Source organism: Methylobacterium sp. A49B (assembly GCF_053346215.1).
Map to the genome: position 1 here is coordinate 1 of NZ_JBKFBO010000112.1, position 18,683 is coordinate 18,683.

The following is an 18,683-nucleotide window of genomic DNA, read 5'->3' on the forward strand; positions in this document are numbered from 1 at the left end:
CCGCCTGAGGGCGGTCAGCGGTTTGCGGTGGTGACGGGGGAGGTGACGCCGCCGAGGGACACCCAGGCGACGGCGTCCTGGCTCTCGCGCTTGATGAACACGTAGCCGGTCTTGTGCCAGGGCAGGATCGCGCTGGTCTTGTTGTCGAGCACGAGGTCGCCCCGGTCGGTGATGAGGGTGAGCACCGCGTGGCCCTCGCCCTTCTCGTCGATCACCACGGTCATGCGCATCGCCCGCCGCGGCAGCCCGGCCTCGGCCAGCAGGTGGCGCTTGAGCAGTTGGAAGTCCTCGCAGTCGCCGATGCCGTCCTCGGCCAGGTCCCAGCGGTCGGCCACGTGCAGGTGCTCCTGGTCTGTCATCGGCTCGACCGCCTTGTTGACCCGCCGGTTCACCGACACGATCGTCGCCCAGGTCGACGGCGTCAGGCTGATCCGCGCCGGCTCGCTGCGGTCCACCGTGCACTCGGCCGCGTAGGACTGGCAGAACGTCACCCACGCGGCGATCGGACGGGCCTCCCCCTGAACCCGCGCCCCAGCCTCGCTCGGAAGGCTCGCCAGCGTCTGAGCCTGCGCGGTGGCGACACCGGCGAAGCCGAGGGCCGCCAGGGCCAGTGCGGCCGCGGCGCGGCGGCCGCGGGAGAGCCGACGCGATGCAGAGCCGGAAACCAGTCCCTGCATCTTCGAAGCCGCGAACCGCATCGCCGTGACCCAACCGTTAAGCTCTCGTTAACGAAAGCTCTCACGCCGGAGGGCCGGCGGCAATCCGCGGATTAACAAAAGGTTAATGCTGTGCGCAACGCGGATAAGCTGAGGGGACGCGGGGGCCTGCAACCGAGCGCGCACATGGCGCGAAAACGTGAACGCGCGCCGGTGCAATCGATCCGCGGGAACACCGTTATCCCCCCGCCGCGCCACCTCCAAAAAGCTTGTGGGCGGATGGAGGAACGCTCATGCGGTGCGCGGCAGACCTATTTTCCAGCTTGATGCTCGCCGGGATCGCGGCAGGCCTCGTTGCGGCGAGTCCCGCCGCCGCGGCGACACCGCCCGCCGCGCAGCCATCGAGCGCAACCGCAGCGCCCGCGGACCTGAAGAGCGGCGGCCCGACCCAGCCCGCCAAGGTGCAGGACGGTCAGTACACGGACAAGAACGGCGATCCGACGTACCACGTGACCGACGACGGCAAGAAGGTCGACTGGTACACCATGTCGGGCTACCTGCGGTACAGTTCGAACTGCATCGTCTGCCACGGGCCCGACGGCATGGGGTCGACTTACGCGCCCTCGCTCGTCGATGCCCTGAAGGGCATGAGCTACGCGCAGTTCGCCGGCATCGTCGTCGGCGGCAAGAAGGACGTGAACGCCTCGCAGGAGCTGGTCATGCCGGCCTTCGGCGAGAACAAGAACGTCATGTGCTACATGCCCGACATCTACACCTATCTGCGGGCCCGCTCCGAGGGCGCCCTCGGCCGCAACCGGCCGGCGGAGCACGAGCCCAAGCCGGCCGCCTTCGAGAAGGCCGAGGACGCGTGCATGAAGTGAGGCCGCGGGCGCCGGATCCGCAGGTCCGGCCACGGTCCGCCGGACGGTTGCACCGATGGGTTGCGCACGACATACTCACCCCACGACGCTGAAGAGCGGGCAGCAAGCCCGCCGAGGGGGCGCCAGGGGGTAGGAAACGTGGCTCAGGGAACTGGCGTGCGCCGCCATCTGTGCGGCATCCGGACGGCCTGGACGGACGCGGCCTCGGCCGCCGACGCGGTCTCGGACGTCGCCGCCTCCGTGGCCGACGCCGCCCTGTCGCAGATCGTCGTGTTCTTCTCCGCCGATTACGACGCCGAGATCCTGGCCCGCGAGCTGGAAAGCCGCTTCCCCGGCGTGCCGGTGGCCGGCTGCTCGATGTCGGGCGGCATCGCGCCCGCCGGCGGCCTCGATCGCGGCCTCGTCGCCATCGCGTTCCCGGCGGAGCGGTTCCGCATCGTCTCGACGGTGCTGGACGCCATCGACCATCTCGACGTGGAGCGGACCGCCTCGGCGGTGCGGGCGCTGCGCCGGACCCTCGATCCGCAGGAGCGGTGCCGCGAGGGCGACCCGGCGGCCACGCAGCGGCGCTTCGCGCTCTCGCTGATCGACGGGCTGACCAACGCCGAGGAGACGGTGGTCTCGGCGATCGCCTGGGCCCTCGACGGGATCCCGATCGTCGGCGGCTCGGCCGGCGACGACCTGCGCTTCCGCGACGCGGTCCTGCTCCACGGCGGCCGGATTCACCGGCAGGCTGCGGTCCTGATCCTGGTCGAGACCGATTTCTCTGTGGAGATCTTCAAGAGCGACAATTTCGAGCCGACGCAGACCAAGTTCGTGGTCACCGCCTCGGACGGCGAGCGCCGCACCGTTCACGAGCTCAACGCCGAGCCGGCGGCGCGGGAATACGCCATGGCGATCGGCCTCGATCCCGAGGGCCTGTCGCCGATGAGCTTCGCCGCCTACCCGCTCGCCGTGAAGGTCGGCGGCGAGTATTTCTGCCGCTCGATCCGGCGGATGAACGAGGACGGGTCGCTCAGCTTCTTCTGCGCGGTGGACGAGGGCGTGGTGCTCACCCTCGCCGAGCCGCGCGACATCGTCGCCTCGACCCGGGCGGAGCTGGCGCGCCTCGACGCGGCGCTGGGGGGCGTCGACCTGATCATCGGCTTCGAGTGCGTGCTGCGCCGCCTCGACGCCGAGAGCCGGCAGGTCCGCCACGGCATCGCCGACCTCTACCGCCGCTACAACGTCGTGGGGTTCGAGACCTTCGGCGAGCAGTACCGGGCGATGCACCTGAACCAGACCTTCACGGGCATCGCCATCGGCCGGTCGTTGGCGGAGGGCGGCGACCTCCCGGTGGCGTCGTGACGCTGCACCCGAACGGCCTCGAGGCCGACGCGTCCCTGCGCCGGCGCATCGAGAAGCTCGAGCGGATCAACGCGGCGCTGATGTCCCATGTCGAGCGCACCATGGACCAGCGGGGCAGCGCCTACTCGCTGTTCCAGACCGCCATCATGCTGGAAGGCCGGGTCCGCACGCGCACCGAGGAGCTGACCGGGCTGATGCACCGGCTGGAGCGCTCCAACGAGGCCCTGGCGGCCGCCAAGGAGGAGGCGGAGACCGCCAACCGCTCCAAGACCCGCTTCCTGGCCGCTGCGAGCCACGACCTGCTGCAGCCGGTCAACGCCGCCCGCCTGTCGATCTCGGCGCTGGCCGACCTCGACGTGCCGCCGGAGGCCCGCACCATCGCGGGCCAGGTGGAGCGCGGGCTGCAGACGATCGAGGACCTGATCAAGACGCTCCTCGACATCTCCAAGCTCGACGCGGGCATCGTCCGGCCGCAGCTGCAGCCGGTTTTCCTGCCCGACCTGCTCGCGGAGCTGGCGGAGAGCTTCAAGCCCTTCGCCGAGCGGAAGGGCCTGCGGCTCTCGGTGCGCTGCCCCGACCTCACCGTGACCAGCGACGTGGTGCTCCTGCAGCGCATCCTGCAGAACCTCGTCTCGAACGCGGTCCGGTATACCGCCGCGGGCGGGATCATCCTGGCGGCGCGCCGCCGGGGCGGCGGCGTCCGGGTGGAGGTGACCGATACCGGCTGCGGGATCAGTGCCGAGGATCAGGGCTTGGTCTTCGACGAGTTCTTCCGCGGCAGCGCCCGCACGGCCGCCGGGGAGGATCCGGGGCTCGGCCTCGGCCTCTCCATCGTCCGACGCATGGCCCAGGCGCTCGATCACCCGCTGGCACTGCGCTCGCGGCCCGGCCACGGCACGCGGGTGACCCTGGCGCTGCCCGTCAGCGCCGTCCCGGCCGCCGCGGCGCCGCCCGCCCCGGTGGCGACCCGGCTCTCGGGGGCGCATGTCCTGGTCGTCGAGAACGACGCCTCCACCGCCGACGCCCTGGCGCGCCTCCTGCAGAACTGGGACGCCCGGGTCTCGACCTTCCGGGATCTGGCCGGGGTGCGCGCCGCCGTCGAGGCCGGCGCCCCGCCGCCGGATATCTTGGTGCTCGACTACCATCTCGACGACGGCGCCTGCGGGCTCGACGTGGCGGCCTATTTTCGCGGACTGACGACCGAGCCGCTCCCGGTGATCGTCACGACCGCCGACCACACCGGCGCGGTCGAGGACCGGGTGACGGCGACCGGCGCCGAACTCGTGCGCAAGCCGATCAAGCCGGCCCAGCTCCGCTCGCTGCTGACCTACCTGCTGGCCTGAGGTACGAGCCCCGCGCGGCGCCGTTGACCTCCGCCGCGCAGCGAACGAACCCGTCCGCGCCGTGTCATTCAGCACACCGCGCCCCTCGACGGGATGCCCGGCCTGCGCGACAGGGGATGGCCTTCCCGGCGCCTGCTGCGCCCGGATCAACCCCAGCCATCGACGTCACGGACCCGACCGGGACGCCGCAGGAGCGCGCGCGCATGGCGCAGGTCCCGCCCGGTCCCGGCGCCGCCAAGGCCAGCCCTTCGGGCACCCCGCAGGACGGCCTGCCGCCGCGCGAGCGCGTGCTGGCCATGGCGGCGATCGGGCTCGCCATGACCATGGCGGTCCTCGACGGGGCAATCGTCAACGTGGCCCTGCCGGTGATGGCCAAGGACCTCGCGGTGAAGCCCGCCGACGCGATCTTCGTGGTCAACGCCTATCAGGTGGCCGTCACGGCGAGCCTGCTGCCCTTCGCGGCGCTGGGCGACATCTTCGGCTTCCGGAAGGTCTATCTGCCGGGCCTGGCGCTGTTCGTCGCCGCCTCGCTGGCCTGCGCGGTCGCGCCGAGCCTGCCGCTGCTGATCGCGGCGCGGGTCGTCCAGGGGCTCGGCGGCGCGGCGATCATGAGCGTCAATATCGGCTTCGTGCGCTTCATCTACCCGCACCGGATGATCGGCCAGGGCGTGGCCAACGTGGCGCTGGTGGTGGCCGTCGCCTCGGCGGCCGGACCCACCGTGGCGGCCGCGATCCTCTCGGTGGCGACCTGGCCCTGGCTGTTCCTGGTCAACATCCCGGTGGGCTTGGCGGCCCTGGCGGTCGCCTCCCGCACCCTGCCGGTGACGCCCGCCAGCAAGCGGCCCTTCGACCTCGTCAGCGCCGTGCTCAACGCCCTGACCTTCGGCCTGCTCATCATCGGCATCGACGGCCTGGGCGACCCGGATGCCCAGCGGATCGCCGCCGCCGAGCTCGTCGGCGCCCTGGTGATCGGCGCGGTGTTCGTCCGCCGCCAGATCCGGCTGCCGGCGCCGCTCCTGCCGGTGGACCTCCTGCGGATCCCCGCCTTCGCCCTGTCGATGGCGACGTCGGTCGCGTCGTTCTGCGCCCAGATGGTCTCCTACGTGGCGCTGCCGTTCTACTTCCAGGACGTGCTGCACCTCTCCAGCACGCAGACCGGCTTCCTGCTCACCCCCTGGCCGATCGCGGTGGCCGCCATGGCGCCGGTCTCCGGGCGCCTCGCCGACCGCTACCCCCCGGGCATTCTCGGCGGGATCGGGCTCGCGATGCTGGCGGCCGGGCTCGTCAGCGTCATCCTCCTGCCCGAGGCCCCCGCGACCCTCGACATCGCCTGGCGCCTGACGCTCTGCGGCCTCGGCTTCGGCCTGTTCCAGTCGCCCAACAACAAGGTGATCGTCACCTCCGCGCCGCGCGAGCGCGCCGGCGGGGCCAGCGGGATGCAGTCGACGGCGCGGCTCACCGGCCAGTCCCTCGGCGCGGCCCTGGTGGCGGTGATCTTCGGCCTGACCCACGGCCTCGGGCCCGAGCGGGCCGTGACCCTGTCACTCTCCTGCGCGGTGGCGCTCTCGGTGATCGGCGGCTGCGCCAGCGTCCTGCGGCGCAGTCGGAGCGGCTAGACGGCCGGTTCATGCCACCGGCCGCCACGGGTGCGCGTTGACCGCCCGTCAGACGCACGGGAGGGTCCCATGGATCTCGATCTCACCGGCCGCAAGGCCCTCGTCACCGGCTCCACCGCCGGCATCGGCTACGCCATCGCCAAGGAACTCTGCGATCTCGGGGCCGAGGTCGGCATCAACGGCCGGACGTCCGAGCGGGTCGAGGCGGCCCTGGCCAAGCTGCGGGGCGAGGCGGGTGCCGGCCGCGCCTTCGCGGCCGTGGGCGATGTCGCCACCGCGGCGGGCGTCTCAGCCCTCGTGCAGGCCCTGCCGACGGTGGACATCCTCGTCAACAACACCGGCATCTTCGAGCCGAAGCCGTTCTTCGAGATCCCGGACGCCGACTGGCAGCGCTTCTTCGACGTCAACGTGATGAGCGGCGTGCGCCTGTCGCGGGCCTACGCGCCCGGCATGGCCGAGCGCGGCTGGGGTCGGGTGATCTTCATCTCCAGCGAGTCGGGCATCAATACGCCGACCGAGATGGTCCATTACGGGATGACCAAGACCGCGCAGCTCGCGGTCGCCCGTGGCCTCGCCCAGACGGTGGCCGGGTCCGGCGTGACCGTGAACAGCGTTCTCCCGGGCCCGACCCTGTCGGAGGGGGTCGCCGAATTCATGACGCAGATGGCCGGCGGCAAGGCCGACGCGGATCTCGACGCGATGGGCCGCGCCTTCGTGGCCGAGCACCGCCCCTCCTCGCTGATCCGGCGCCTCGCGCGGGTGGAGGAGGTGGCGAACCTCGTCGCCTACCTGTGCAGCCCGGCGGCGAGCGCCACGACCGGCGCGGCGCTCCGGGTGGATGGCGGCGTGCTGCAGGGCATTTCCTGACGCCGTGGCCGGTCGGGTGACGACAGGGCCGAACGAGACGCGGGGCCGCTCTTCCGCACAGGCTTGCAGATTTACCCATCTGCGTCGGGAAAGACGGGTCTGCGGCTCCGCGCATTCCCTCCCCCGCAGAAGGGGGAGACGCGCTGAGCCGTCCACGATGCGTGAAGCCGGAACCCGCACGGGCGCGGACGCGTGTTGCCGGCTGCCTCGACCGGATGGGGCACCAGGGCCGGGAACACCGCACAGCGAAGCCCGGAATCCAAAGCGGCCGATCCCTCGCGATCGCGGCGGCCATCTCCGCCCGATCGGTCAGAACCCGCGGCTCGGGATTCCGGGCTCCCGCCTGTGGCGGACCCCGAAATGATCGTCGGCGCTCGCAGCCGACGCGCGAAGCGTCGGCACGCCAGGGCCGGGGCTCCGGACGCGAAGTCCGGCCTGGCCCTGGGGCGCGCTCAGGCCTTCAGGTGCGCGGCGAGATGCTTGTTCATCTCGAACATCGAGCACTTGTCTTTGCCGAAGACCTTCTTGAGCTTGTCGTCGGCCACGATCTCGCGCTTGTTCTGCGGGTTCTGAAGGTTGTGCTTCTTGATGTAGTCCCAAACCTTGCTGACCACCTCGCCGCGCGGGAGCGGGCTGGTGCCGACGATGGCGCCGAGTTCGGCCGAGGGCTTGAGGGGCTGCTGCAGGGCGTTCGGCTTCGTGCCGGCGGACTTGGTCGCGGCGGGCTTCGCAGCCTTGGCCGGGGCGGCCTTCGTCTCGGGCTTGGTGGTCTTGGCCGCCTTCGGTGCAGCCTTCTCGGTCTTCGTGGCCATAAACTTCCTCCGGTTCTCGGGCCGCAGGCCGGGGCATGAGCGCCCCACGGCCGAGCCAGCATAGCAGCAACTAAGCGGTGCCGCCCCCGTTCCAAGGGGAAATCGCCTTCGCGGGCCTCTCATCCACAAGGCAGGCGCGGAAATCCACACGGGAAGCTGCCGATCCGCACGGTCCGCGAAGATTATTCAACGGATCCGCACGCGCGAAACCTGCTCTTAACAATCCTGCGCCTCAAGTACAGTCATGTTCGCTCCTGCCCTCACGCTCGCGCTGCTGCTCGCCACGGCCCTGGTGACGGCGCTCGGCCTCGGCGTCAGCGCCGAGCCCGCCGCCCGCGGCGCGGAACCGGGGCGCGGTCTGGTCTGAGCCGCCCGCGGTCGCCGGGATTGCCCCGGGGACCGAGCGGGTGCACTGCCGGTCGGCATGACCAACCTGATCGTCCCCGCCACCCTGGAGAGCACCGCCCATGTCGTCCAGGTGGCGCTGAGCCCGGTCTTCCTGCTGTCCGGGATCGCGACGCTGCTCAACGTCTTCGGCACGCGCCTCGCCCGCGTGGCGGACCAGGCCGACCGCGTCTCCGGCCTCCTCGCGGGCGCGACCGACGCGGAGCGCCTCAGCCTGGGCCGACGCCTCGACCGGCTGCACCTGCGGTCCCTGGCCCTGGACGCCGCCGTGCTGATGGCCGCCCTCGGCGGGGTCGCCACCTGCGGCTCGGTTCTGACGCTGTTCGTCGGGGCCCTGCGCGACAACACGGTGGCGACCGTCCTGTTCGGATTGTTCGGCGCGGCGATCCTGTGCACGCTGTGCGCCCTCGTCACCTTCGGCTTTGAGATGCTGCTGGCCAGCCGCTCGGTCCGCGACCGGATCAACGAGCGGCGCGCCAGGGCAGGCGTTCCGCCCGATCTCTGAGCGCCCGGCACCCCGCCACGGGCACGCTCCCGGCCGGAGCGCGGAACCTGTGCCCGGCGACCCGCTTAGTCCGCAGGGACAACGGGATGCGGGACGGCCGCATCCGCGACCTGGGAGTGCGTATGCCGACGGACCTGCCCAACGAACGCGCCGTGCGGAAGCCCGGAACCCTGGAACTGGATCCCGCCGGCCCCGGTGTCGCCATCGACGAGACCAGCCGGCTGATCGCGTCCAACAAGGTCGAGGGCACGGATGTCTACGACCGCGGCGGGCGCCATCTCGGGGCCGTCCACAACTTCATGGTGGATAAGGTGTCGGGACAGGTCGCCTACGCGGTGCTGGCCTTCGGGGGCTTCCTGGGGCTGGGCGAGAACCACCACCCCCTCCCCTGGAAGGCGCTGACCTACAGCACCGAGCTCGGAGGCTACGTGGTCGATATCGATCCGGCCGCGCTCGCCGGCGCACCCAGTCACGGGCCGGGCGAGGACGGGTTCGCGGATCCGAGCTACGGCGGCCGGATCGAGGATTTCTACGGCCGGCGCGCGCCGACCGCGTGACCGGGGTTCTCCGGCGTCGCGACGTCGGGGGTCCGCTTCAGAACTTGCCGCCGAGGCCGACGCTGCCGCCGGGGGCCATCATCGGCCCCATCGATCCGCCGCTGCCGCCGCCCGAGACGGCCCCGTTGCCGCCGTCGAGGTCCTCACGGCGGATCCGCCGCTCGCTGGCATCCGCCGTCCGCGCCCCGGCGCCGGTGCTCTTGGGCAGCGCCAGCTGCCGGGTCGGGGCTGTCTGGAGCGGGCGGCCGTCGGCGTCGACACCGGCGTTGTGGGGCTCGCGGTTGGGCAGGGCGCCGCGCAGGGACGGCGGCAGGCCGACCTGCGTATCCGGCATCACGCCGCCGCCGCCGCCGAGGGCTTGGCAACCCGCCACCAAGCCGGCCAGGGCGGTGCCGAGCACGAGCCCGCGCGCGGCGGCGCTTCTCGACGGGGGGAGGGTCGACATCGTTCAGTCCTCGCAAGGGGCCGCGGTGCTGTCCGCGGCTCGCATGAGCTTTGATCCGCTCTCTACGCTGGGGTTGCGGCGAAAACCAGACGCTAGCCAGGCGCTCCCGCAACCGGCATCGGTTCCCGCCTTCGCCGCGGCCCGAACCTTGCTGCCCGGACGGCCGGATCCATAACTTCGCCCAGGTCCTGCGGCACGACGGCCGACCGCGGGCGGTTTCCTGCCGATGAGGGCGCTGGAACCGACCGAAACGGTCGCGGTTGCGTCGGCGTATCGATTCGGCCCGGCCCATCCTCAGAGGACGAAGCGTGTTCAGAACCATCCGGATGATCGCGGCCGTCACGCTCGCCCTCTGGGCGTCGGGAGCCGCGGCGCAGGCCCAGCCCGCCGGCAGCGAGGGCGCGTCCGGCGCGGCCCAGCCGCAGGCGCCGGCCGCCACGCCGGCTCCGAACGCGCCGGCGGCTCCGCCCGCACCCGCCGGGCCGTCCGCCGCGCCGGCGACACCGGCCCCGCCGCAGGCCCAGCAGCAGGGTACCCCGGCGACGGTCCTCGACACCCAGGACTACGAGAGCCTGCTCGGCCGCAGCGTCCGCAGCGCCGGCGGCGACGAACTCGGGCGGGTCATCGACATCATCATCGACAAGGATGGGCATCCCCGCGCCGCGATCATCGATTTCGGCGGCTTCCTCGGCGTCGGCACCCGCAAGATCGCGGTGGATTGGCGGGCCCTGCGCTTCACCCCGGATGGCGGCAAGGAGCGCAAGCTGTCCGTGGCTCTGACCCGCAATCAGGTCCGCGTCTCGCCCGAGTACAAGTCTGGTGAGCCGATCGTCGTGCTCGGCCCCGCGAGCCCGGCCGCCCCCGCCGAGGGGGAGCAGGCGGCAACGCCCGCCGCAACGCCCACCGCAACGCCCACCGCACCTGCCGCCGGCACCGCACCCGCCGGATCCCCCGCAGCGCAGCCGGCCCCCGCCGGCACGACCCCGGGCGCCCCGGTTCCGCCCGCCCCAGCCCCGGCCGCACCCGCCGCCCCGCCGGAGAAGGCTCCGGATAAATGACGGTGGCTCGATTGAAGGTCAGACCCGCCGCCTCCCCCCGCGAGCGCGAGGTGTCCCGGCAGGATCCGCGGTCCCGCGCCGTCCGCCTGAAGGATCCGGCGGCCGAGCGCCCGCGCGAGCCCGCGGCCGCGGCCGGGACCGCCCCGCCCGAGCGCGCGATCTCGGCGGCGAGCCGGTACGGCCTCGACGCCTTCGCGTTCTTCGTGGCGAACCTGCAGACCGGGTTCGGACCGTTCCTGGCGGTGTACTTCTCGCAGGCCAAGTGGACGCAGTCCGATATCGGCTTCGCCCTGACCGTCGGCAGCCTCGTGGCGCTCCTCGGGCAGGTCCCCGGCGGCGCCTTCGTCGACGTCGTGCGCTCCAAGCGCTTCGCCGCCGCGGTGGCGGTGGTCGGCATCTCGGGCAGCGCCTTCGCCCTGGCGGTCTGGCCGAGCTTCCTGGTCGTGCTCCTGGCGATGGCGGCCCATTCCGCGGCGAGCTGCGTGCTGACGCCGGCCATCGCGGCGATCAGCATCGGCCTCGTCGGGCGGGCCCGGGCGGGCGAGCGCCTCGGCCGCAACGCCAGCTTCGCGGCGGTCGGCAACGCGCTGGGCGCGGCCGGCATGGGGGCCATCGGCTACTACCTGTCCAACGGCGCCGTGTTCTACCTGACGGCGGCCCTGGTCGTGCCGACGATCATCGCCCTGGCCCGCATCCGGGCCCAGGATATCGACCCGGCGGTGCTCCGGGAGGCGCCTCCCGCCCAGACGGCCGCCGTCCCGGCGCCAGCCTCTGCCGGACCGGAGGGGATCCGGGCGCTGCTGACCAATCGCGGGCTCCTGTCCTTCTCGGCCTGCATGGTGCTGTTCTTCCTCGCCAACGCCGCGATGCTGCCGCTGGTCGGCAGCGTGCTCACCCTGCGGGCGAGCGAGACCGCCACCGCGCTGGTGGCCGCCTGCATCATGGTCCCGCAGGCGGTGCTGGCCGTCAGCGCCCCAGCGGTCGGCCGCGCGGCCGAGCGGTTCGGGCGCTACCCGGTGCTGCTGTTCGGCTTCGGGGCGCTTCCCCTTCGAGGCCTGATGCTCGCCTACACGACGAACCCCTACGGCCTCGTCGCCATCCAGGTGCTCGACGGGATCTCGGCCTCGGTCCTCGGTGTGATGGTGCCGCTCGTCGTCTCGGACCTCACCCGCGGCACGGGACGCTTCAACCTCGCCCTGGGCGCCGTCGGCACCGCCATGGGGATCGGCGCCGCACTCTCGACTTCGCTGGCCGGAATCATGGCCGACCGTCTCGGCAGCCACAGCGCCTTCCTGGGCCTCGCCATCGTGGGTTTCGCGGCGTTCATGCTGGTCGCGCTGATCATGCCGGAGACGCGCCAGGCCGAGCCCGCGTCCTGACCGGCCGCGGCACCGGATTCGCATGCCTGCGCGAGCGCCGCTCAAGCGGCGTTCAGATTGTGCGGATAAAAGCGCATCGTAGCTGCGGACCGGTGCAACATATGGCAACGCTGTCGCGTTGCCGCTGCGGGTCAGACTGCGCCCGCGCTGCACTCCGCCTCAGCCCGTAAGCCAAAGCCGCGCGAATACGGAATGGTCACCGCGATGGAAGAGCTGCACCGATACGCCGACAGGCCCTTCGCCTTCGTCGGGCGGTACCTCCGCCGCCGCTGGCTGCCGCACCTGGTAATTCTGATCTCGGTGCTGGGTGCCGTCGGCTTCTCGGTCTCCACCGATTATGCCCTCAAGGGCGTGGTCGATGCCCTGACGAAGGGTCCCGGGCCCGGCAACACGGTGGTGTGGAGCGCGCTCGCAGTCCTGATCGCCTTCATCGCCGCCGACAACATGCTCTGGCGCGTGGCGGCGCTCACGGGCGCCTTCACCTTCGTGGGCATCACGGGCGACATCCGGCGCGACCTGTTCCGGCACCTCACCGGCCATTCCCCGACCTTCTTCTCCGACCGCCAGCCCGGCACCCTGGCGTCGCGCATCACGGCAACCTCGAACGCGATCTTCACGGTCGAGAACATGTTCGTGTTCAACGTGATGCCGCCGACGGTCGCGGCCTTTGGGTCGATCGCCTACATTGCCACCGTCAACCTCACCATGGCGGGCATCCTGGCGGGCGTCTTCGCCGCCGTCGTGGTGCTGATGTTCAAGATGGCCTCCGCCGGCAAGCCGCTGCACCACGACTTCGCCGCCAAGGCGGCCTCCGTCGACGGCGAGATGGTCGACCTCGTGGGCAACATGTCGCTCGTGCGCGCCTTCTCGGCGTTCAAGCGCGAGGGTCAGCGCTTCGAGGGCACCATCGCCACCGAGATGCGGGCGCGCCGCTCGTCGCTGCTCTACCTCGAGAAGCTGCGCATCGTGCACGCGGTCCTCACCGTGCTCGCGGTCTTTGGCCTGCTCTACTGGGCGATCCAGATGTGGGAGGCCGGCCAGGCGACGAACGGTCAGGTGGTCCTGGTCTGCACGCTGGGCATCCGCATCCTCGCCGCCACCCGCGACCTCGCGGTGGCGCTGGTCGATGCCACACAGCACACCGCACGCCTGTCCGAGGCGCTCCACACCCTCCTGCAACCCCACGACCTCGTGGATCATCCGGAGGCCAAGCCCCTCACCGGCCAGGGCGCGCAGATCGCCTTCGACCACGTCGCCTTCAGCTACCCGGACGGGCGCGCGGTCTTCACGGACTTCGACCTCGTGATCGAGCCGGGCCAGCGCGTCGGCCTCGTGGGCAAGTCGGGTGGCGGCAAGTCGACCCTGTTCTCGCTGATCCAGCGCTTCTACGACGTGCAGAGCGGAACGATCCGCATCAACGGCCAGGACATCGACCGGGTCACCCAGGAATCCTTGCGCGAGGCCATCACCGTGGTGCCGCAGGATGTCTCGATGTTCCACCGCTCCTTGCGCGAGAACATCCGCTACGGCCGGCCAGAGGCCACCGACGACGAGGTCTGGCAGGCGGCCGAGGCGGCGCACTGCACCGACTTCATCAAGGCGCTGCCGGAAGGCTTCGACACGATCGTGGGCGACCGCGGCGTCAAGCTCTCGGGCGGTCAGCGCCAGCGCATCGCCATCGCACGGGCGATCCTGAAGGATTCCCCGATCCTGCTCCTCGACGAGGCGACCTCGGCGCTGGACGCCGAGTCCGAGCAGGCGATCCGCCACGCGCTGGCGAACCTCATGAAGGGCCGCACCGTCATCGCCATCGCCCACCGGCTCTCGACGCTGCAGGATTTCGACCGGATCGTCGTGCTGGAGGGCGGCCGCATCGCCCAGGACGGTTCGCCCGACAAGCTGACCCATCTCGACGGCTTCTTCCGGGAGTTGATGAAGAAGGAATCCATGGGCACGGCGCTCGCCGCCGCCTAGCGACCCGGGTCGGCGCGACCTTCCGGAGCCTGGCGCGCAGCGAGTGGCCTCGCTGCCTCGTCAGGATCCCAGCCGCCGGGTGTAGCGCCGCCCCTGTTCTCCCGGCCCCGGCGCGCTGCTAGAGCATTCCGCACCCGGACCGGACCTTGCATCGCCCGAGACGTCGCCGACCGGCCCGGCAGCGACGCGCCTCGTGCCTTGAGCCTCACCCTTGCCCGACCTCGCCCACGTCATTCGGGACATCTCCGACGAGATGGCCCAGCGCGCCGACCGGGGCTCGGTCGCCGACTACATCCCCGAACTGGCCCGGGTGGATCCGAACCAGTTCGGCATCGCGGTGATCGACGCCGCCGGCCAGGTCTTCGCGGGCGGCGACTGCGAGACGCCGTTCTCGATCCAGAGCGTCTCGAAGGTGTTCACGCTCACCCTGGCGCTCGGCATGGTCGGCGACCGGCTGTGGAAGCGGGTCGGGCGCGAACCCTCCGGCAACCCGTTCAACTCCATCGTGCAGCTGGAGCGGGAGCGCGGCGTGCCGCGCAACCCGTTCATCAACGCCGGTGCGATCGCGGTGACCGATGTGATCCTCTCGGGCCACGAGCCGCGGGAGGCACTGGGTGAAATCCTGCGCTTCCTCCAGTTCCTGGCCCAGGATTCGTCCATCGCCATCGACGAGACGGTGGCGGCTTCGGAGAAGCGCACAGGTTTCCGTAACACCGCGCTCGCCAACTACATGAAGTCCTTCGGCGTCATCGACAATCCGGTGGACTATACACTGGGCGTCTACTTCCACCATTGCGCCATCGCCATGAACTGTCGCCAGCTCGCCATGGCGGGCCGGTTCCTCGCCCATAACGGCGTGAACCCGTCGACCGGGCACTCGGTGGTGTCGGCCGAGCGGGCGCGCCGCATCAACGCCATCATGCTGACCTGCGGCCATTACGACGGCTCGGGCGAGTTCGCCTACCGGGTTGGCCTGCCGGGCAAGAGCGGCGTCGGCGGCAGCATCCTGGCGGTAGCACCGGGCAGGGCTTCCATCGCCGTGTGGTCGCCGGGGCTCGACGCCGCCGGCAATTCCCATCTCGGCCGCGTAGCCCTGGAACGGCTGACCCATCGCATGGGCTGGTCGGTGTTCGGGGCGTGAGCCGTGGAGCCCGCGATCAGCGCGGGCGCCCTTGTGGGCTCGGCCGTTCCGAGGCAGTTGCGGGCTGGGGCGGGAACGGAGCTCGGGGCGGCGCATGGCGACGATGGAAGTGCGGGCAGCCCCGGAGGGCCTTGAGACCGGCGTCCTGCTCGCCCGGCTCGACCGCCTGCCGCCGACCCGCACGATCCGGCGGCTCGTGGCGCTGCTCGGCCTCGGCTTCTTCTTCGAGCTCTACGACCTGCTGTTCACCGGCTACGTGGCGCCCGGCCTCGTCAAGGCGGGGATCCTGACCCCGACGACGCCCGGCCTGTTCGGTGCCAGCGGTGTCGCGAGCTTCGTCGCGGCCCTGTTCACCGGCCTGTTCATCGGCACCCTCCTGTGCGGCTGGCTCGCCGACCGCTTCGGGCGCCGGGCGATCTTCACGTGGTCGCTCCTGTCTTACACGGCGGCCAACGTGGTCATGGCCTGCCAGACCGAGGCCTTCGGCCTCAATCTCTGGCGGCTCATCGCGGGCATCGGCCTCGGCCTGGAGATGGTGACGATCGGCAGCTACCTCTCCGAACTGGTACCGAAGGCAATTCGCGGCCGCGCCTTCGCCCTGTGCCAGGGCATCGGCTTCACAGCCGTGCCGGCTGTGGCGTTTCTGTCGTATCTGCTCATCCCGGTCGCCCCGCTGGGCGTCGATGGCTGGCGCTGGGTGGTCCTGATCGGCGCCTCCGCGGCCCTCGTGGTCTGGTGGCTGCGCGCGGGCCTGCCGGAGAGCCCGCGCTGGCTGGTAGAGCACGGGCGCCTCGCGGAGGCGGACGCGGTTCTTCGCCGGCTTGAAGCGCAGGTGGCGGCCGAGTCCGGGCGCCCGCTGCCTGCACCCGCTGCACCAGAACCGGTGCAGCCGCGCGGCGCGTTCCGCGACCTCTGGGTGCCGCCCTACCGGCGCCGGGCGCTCATGATGGCAGGCTTCAACGTCTTCCAGACGGTCGGCTTCTACGGCTTCGCGAACTGGGTCCCAACCCTGCTGGTGGCGCAGGGAATCACGGTCACGTCGAGCCTCGCCTACACGGCACTGATCGCGCTTGCTGCCCCGGTCGGCCCGCTGATCGGGCTTCTCATCGCCGACCGGTTCGAGCGCAAGCACGTCATCGTGGCGGCCGCGCTCCTCTACATCGCCTGCGGCGTCGCCTTCGCACGCACCACGGACGTCAACGCGATCGTGGCGCTCGGCATCGGCCTGACGCTCGCCTCCAACGTCATGTCGTACAGCTTCCACGCCTATCAGGCCGAGCTGTTCCCGACCGGCATCCGGGCTCGGGCCGTGGGCTTCGTGTACTCATGGAGCCGCTTCTCGGCGATCTTCACCGGGTTCGTCATCGCCTTCGTGCTGCGTCAGGCAGGCACGCCGGGGGTCTTCCTGTTCATCTCGGCGGCGATGCTCATGGCGGGGCTGCTCGTCGGCCTCCTCGGTCCGCGGACGCGGGACGTGGCGCTGGAGAAGATCGTCGGGTGAGGATCCTCACCGGTCCGGCGGCGGACCGAAGCGTCCGAGGTAGCGGCGCGCCCGAGGCAGCGCATCGTGGACGAACTGTCTTGGCTCCCGGAGCCACAGCCCGCCGATGCGCCAGGACCTCCTTTCCGAGATCGGAACTTCCGGCGGCAGCGGGACCAGAGCGGCGCCCCAGCCGGGCATCCGGAGCCGCGCGCGGTCGAAGGTGCGGGCGATGTAGCGATTGCGCACGCAGTAGCCGTAATAGTCGAAGACCCAGGCCTCCGTCGCCACCACGATGTGGTTCCCGGTGAAGCCGGGCGCCGGCTTGAACCAGAGGACGGTCATCCCCGGCCTGCCGTACCGTTCGAGGAAGGCGTAGGCCAGGATGTGGCAGGCGCCGCAAGCGAAGAAGACGCGGTCTGGCAGGTTCCACCGCTTGACCGGGTCGTGCTGCGCGCCGGGAGTCCTGCGCAGATACATGCCTCGACGCTCCGCGGATCCGGCTCTCAGGAGCCCAGATCCATGCTAGCCTCTCCGCATGGTCGCACAGCCGAAGCCGCGGATGAATGTCGACGAGTTCCTGGCCTGGGCCGAGGATCGGCCGGGACGCTTCGAGCTGGTCGACGGCGAGGTGTTCGCGATGTCGCCGGAACGGGCCGGGCACGCTCTCGTGAAGTACGCCGCACAGACGGCCCTGCACCGGGCGATCGCCCGCGCCGGGCTCGGCTGTCGCATGATGCCCGACGGCATGACAGTCCGCGTCGACGCTAGGACGACGTTCGAGCCCGACGCGCTGGTCTATTGCGGTCCCCGAATGGATCTCGATGCCGTCGAGGTGCCTGATCCCGTCCTCGTCGTCGATGTGCAGTCGCCGGGTTCTCGCGCGGTCGATTCGGGCCTCAAACTGACCCGCTATCTCAGCCTTGCGAGCGTGATGCACTACCTGATCGTGGATTCGGTAAAGCGTCTCGTCATTCATCACCGCCGCGCGCAACGCGGCCTCATCGAGACCCGGATCGCGACCGAGGGTACGTTAGACCTGACCCCGCCCGGCCTCAGCCTGCCCGTGCCGGACCTGTTCGCCGATCTGCCGCCGGCCTCCGACCACGGAGCTTGATCCGATCCGAGGTGGATGCCACAGCGGCGCGGACTCGAATCAGGACGCCCGGATGACTGCAGCCCTCGATCTCCTCGTTCTCGGCAACGCGATCGTCGACGTGATCGCCCGGACGGACGACGCGTTCCTCGACGCGCAGGGCGTCACCAAGGGCGCGATGCAGCTCATCGACGAGCCGCGGGCCGAGACCTTGTTCCAGGCCATGGGACAGGCGACGATCGTCTCGGGCGGGTCGGGGGCCAACACAGCCGTGGGCGCGGCCCTGCTCGGCGCCAGGACGAATTTCGTCGGCAAGGTCCGCGACGACGAACTCGGCGGCCTGTTCAGCCACGATCTCAAGGCCACCGGCGTGGGCTTCACGGTCCCGGCCGCGATGGACGGACCGGCGACCGCGCGGTGCCTCATCCTGGTGACGCCGGACGGCGAGCGTACCATGAGCACCTATCTCGGCGCCTGCCAGGGACTCTCGCCCGACGACGTCGACAAGGCGCTCGTGAGCTCGGCCCGGGTCGTCTACCTTGAGGGCTACCTCTGGGATCCGCCGGCCGCCAAGGACGCGTTCCGGAAGGCCGCACAGATCGCCCATCAGGCCGGCAACGCCGTCGCGCTGACCCTGTCTGACGCGTTCTGCGTCGGACGCTACCGGGACGAGTTCCTGGACCTCGTCCAAGACGGCAGCATCGACATCCTGTTCGCCAACATGGGCGAACTCCAGAGCCTCTATCAGACCGACGATCCCGAGGCCGCCGTGGCAGCCCTGCGCGACGAGCGAAACGCCCGCGGGCGGCACCTGCTCGGCCTGGTCACGCGCTCGGCCGACGGTGCCCTGATGGTGCAGGGCGGAGAGGTCCGCGCGGTCGAGGCGAGCCCGGTCGACGCGGTGGTGGACACGACCGGCGCGGGCGACCTGTTTGCGGCCGGCTTCCTGGCGGGGCACGCCCGTGGCCTCGACAACGTAACGAGCGCGCGCCTCGGGACGCTGGCGGCCGCGGAAATCATCCAGCATATCGGCGCCCGCCCGCAGGCCGATCTCGTCGGGCTCGCCAAAGCGCGCGGACTGCTCTGAAGCACCCGCCGGGACAGGCGGCCAGCGTTCGCGC

General features: G+C 71.1%; 19 protein-coding genes. 15 read left to right on the forward strand and 4 right to left on the reverse strand.

The window, feature by feature from the left end:
* Window positions 1-14: 14 nt before the first annotated feature.
* Window positions 15-698: a transglutaminase-like cysteine peptidase gene (locus ACLBX9_RS19040; protein ID WP_010684663.1), complete on the reverse strand. Its 684-nt coding sequence runs from the start codon at window positions 696-698 to the stop codon at window positions 15-17.
* Window positions 699-949: 251 nt separating this feature from the next.
* On the opposite strand from ACLBX9_RS19040, the gene ACLBX9_RS19045 reads away from it, so the two are divergent.
* The 5 genes from ACLBX9_RS19045 to ACLBX9_RS19065 all read left to right on the forward strand — a co-directional run bounded on the left by ACLBX9_RS19045 (window position 950) and on the right by ACLBX9_RS19065 (window position 6,710).
* Window positions 950-1,537: a c-type cytochrome, methanol metabolism-related gene (locus ACLBX9_RS19045; RefSeq protein WP_010684662.1), complete on the forward strand. Its 588-nt coding sequence runs from the start codon at window positions 950-952 to the stop codon at window positions 1,535-1,537.
* Between the two features lie 138 nt (window positions 1,538-1,675).
* Window positions 1,676-2,884: an FIST signal transduction protein gene (locus tag ACLBX9_RS19050; protein WP_010684661.1), complete on the forward strand. Its 1,209-nt coding sequence runs from the start codon at window positions 1,676-1,678 to the stop codon at window positions 2,882-2,884.
* On the forward strand, window positions 2,881-4,227 hold the full coding sequence (locus ACLBX9_RS19055) for an ATP-binding response regulator (RefSeq protein ID WP_447720044.1): 1,347 nt from the start codon (window positions 2,881-2,883) through the stop codon (window positions 4,225-4,227). Before ACLBX9_RS19050 ends, ACLBX9_RS19055 begins: the two co-directional genes overlap by 4 nt.
* A gap of 203 nt (window positions 4,228-4,430) precedes the next feature.
* Window positions 4,431-5,843 carry an MFS transporter gene (locus ACLBX9_RS19060; RefSeq protein ID WP_010684659.1) on the forward strand — a complete coding sequence of 471 codons (1,413 nt, stop codon included), beginning with the start codon at window positions 4,431-4,433 and terminating at the stop codon, window positions 5,841-5,843.
* Window positions 5,844-5,912: 69 nt separating this feature from the next.
* Window positions 5,913-6,710 carry an SDR family NAD(P)-dependent oxidoreductase gene (locus ACLBX9_RS19065; protein ID WP_010684658.1) on the forward strand — a complete coding sequence of 266 codons (798 nt, stop codon included), beginning with the start codon at window positions 5,913-5,915 and terminating at the stop codon, window positions 6,708-6,710.
* A gap of 452 nt (window positions 6,711-7,162) precedes the next feature.
* Here ACLBX9_RS19065 and ACLBX9_RS19070 read toward each other — a convergent pair whose 3' ends face one another.
* The gene (locus ACLBX9_RS19070) at window positions 7,163-7,522 is read right to left on the reverse strand and encodes an SWIB/MDM2 domain-containing protein (RefSeq protein WP_010684657.1); all 360 of its coding nucleotides are present in this window, start codon (window positions 7,520-7,522) and stop codon (window positions 7,163-7,165) included.
* Between the two features lie 244 nt (window positions 7,523-7,766).
* Here ACLBX9_RS19070 and ACLBX9_RS19075 point away from each other — a divergent pair, with 244 nt between their 5' ends.
* The 3 genes from ACLBX9_RS19075 to ACLBX9_RS19085 all read left to right on the forward strand — a co-directional run bounded on the left by ACLBX9_RS19075 (window position 7,767) and on the right by ACLBX9_RS19085 (window position 8,989).
* On the forward strand, window positions 7,767-7,889 hold the full coding sequence (locus ACLBX9_RS19075) for a hypothetical protein (RefSeq protein WP_010684656.1): 123 nt from the start codon (window positions 7,767-7,769) through the stop codon (window positions 7,887-7,889).
* Window positions 7,890-7,946: 57 nt separating this feature from the next.
* Window positions 7,947-8,432, forward strand: coding sequence for a DUF2721 domain-containing protein (locus ACLBX9_RS19080; protein WP_447720045.1), 486 nt, complete (start codon window positions 7,947-7,949; stop codon window positions 8,430-8,432).
* A gap of 122 nt (window positions 8,433-8,554) precedes the next feature.
* The gene (locus ACLBX9_RS19085; RefSeq protein WP_447720046.1) at window positions 8,555-8,989 is read left to right on the forward strand and encodes a PRC-barrel domain-containing protein; all 435 of its coding nucleotides are present in this window, start codon (window positions 8,555-8,557) and stop codon (window positions 8,987-8,989) included.
* A 37-nt stretch (window positions 8,990-9,026) separates the two neighbouring features.
* Here ACLBX9_RS19085 and ACLBX9_RS19090 read toward each other — a convergent pair whose 3' ends face one another.
* On the reverse strand, window positions 9,027-9,434 hold the full coding sequence (locus tag ACLBX9_RS19090; protein ID WP_010684653.1) for a hypothetical protein: 408 nt from the start codon (window positions 9,432-9,434) through the stop codon (window positions 9,027-9,029).
* A 326-nt stretch (window positions 9,435-9,760) separates the two neighbouring features.
* Between ACLBX9_RS19090 and ACLBX9_RS19095 the strand changes: the two genes are divergently transcribed.
* The 5 genes from ACLBX9_RS19095 (at window position 9,761) to ACLBX9_RS19115 (ending at window position 16,487) form a co-directional block, all read left to right on the forward strand.
* Window positions 9,761-10,492, forward strand: a complete 732-nt coding sequence (locus tag ACLBX9_RS19095) for a PRC-barrel domain-containing protein (protein WP_447720179.1) — start codon at window positions 9,761-9,763, stop codon at window positions 10,490-10,492.
* A complete protein-coding gene (locus tag ACLBX9_RS19100; RefSeq protein WP_447720047.1) occupies window positions 10,489-11,871 on the forward strand; it encodes an MFS transporter in 1,383 nt (460 codons plus the stop codon). The genes ACLBX9_RS19095 and ACLBX9_RS19100 overlap by 4 nt, the downstream gene beginning before the upstream one ends.
* 204 nt (window positions 11,872-12,075) lie before the next feature.
* Complete coding sequence (locus ACLBX9_RS19105; protein ID WP_447720048.1) at window positions 12,076-13,845, forward strand: ABC transporter ATP-binding protein; 1,770 nt, start codon at window positions 12,076-12,078, stop codon at window positions 13,843-13,845.
* Window positions 13,846-14,056: 211 nt separating this feature from the next.
* On the forward strand, window positions 14,057-14,986 hold the full coding sequence (locus tag ACLBX9_RS19110) for a glutaminase (RefSeq protein ID WP_010684649.1): 930 nt from the start codon (window positions 14,057-14,059) through the stop codon (window positions 14,984-14,986).
* 94 nt (window positions 14,987-15,080) lie between these two features.
* Window positions 15,081-16,487 carry an MFS transporter gene (locus ACLBX9_RS19115; protein WP_447720049.1) on the forward strand — a complete coding sequence of 469 codons (1,407 nt, stop codon included), beginning with the start codon at window positions 15,081-15,083 and terminating at the stop codon, window positions 16,485-16,487.
* A gap of 6 nt (window positions 16,488-16,493) precedes the next feature.
* Here the strand turns inward: ACLBX9_RS19115 and ACLBX9_RS19120 are convergent, their stop codons facing one another.
* Window positions 16,494-16,946, reverse strand: coding sequence for a hypothetical protein (locus tag ACLBX9_RS19120; RefSeq protein ID WP_447720050.1), 453 nt, complete (start codon window positions 16,944-16,946; stop codon window positions 16,494-16,496).
* Window positions 16,947-17,028: 82 nt separating this feature from the next.
* On the opposite strand from ACLBX9_RS19120, the gene ACLBX9_RS19125 reads away from it, so the two are divergent.
* Window positions 17,029-17,583: a Uma2 family endonuclease gene (locus ACLBX9_RS19125; RefSeq protein WP_447720051.1), complete on the forward strand. Its 555-nt coding sequence runs from the start codon at window positions 17,029-17,031 to the stop codon at window positions 17,581-17,583.
* 52 nt (window positions 17,584-17,635) lie between these two features.
* Complete coding sequence (locus ACLBX9_RS19130) at window positions 17,636-18,649, forward strand: adenosine kinase (RefSeq protein ID WP_447720052.1); 1,014 nt, start codon at window positions 17,636-17,638, stop codon at window positions 18,647-18,649.
* The last annotated feature ends 34 nt before the right edge of the window (window positions 18,650-18,683 follow it).